The 411-nt window shown below is 42.8% G+C and carries 1 pseudogene; it reads right to left on the reverse strand.

The features are described 5' to 3' along the window. Positions 1 to 411 (reverse strand): annotated as a pseudogene (locus A3735_RS09820) (cytochrome b); the annotation flags it as partial.

Raw genomic sequence — 411 nt, forward strand, 5'->3', positions numbered from 1 at the left:
TTAATAAAAAGTAGGCAAAATACACAGCAGTCAAAATCTGCGCCCATAGCGTTCTTTCAGGCGTCGCAACAACAACACCTAAATAACCGAGTATAGAAAATGATACGACTAACAACGCTAGCGCAACTTTACTGATCCAGCCTTTATAACGAATAGACTTAACAGGGCTCTTGTCCAGCCAAGGCAAGACAAACAGAATTGCTATTGCAGCACCCATCACAACCACACCCAAGAATGCATCAGGTACAGCACGAAGCATTGCGTAGAATGGAGTAAAGTACCAAACAGGAGCAATATGATCAGGCGTTTTCAGCGGGTTTGCTGGTTCAAAGTTTGGCTTCTCGATAAAGTAACCACCCATCTCAGGGAAGAAGAAGACAACACCACAGAATACAAACAAGAAAACAACAA

The sequence above is a fragment of the Oleiphilus sp. HI0061 genome, assembly GCF_001635675.1.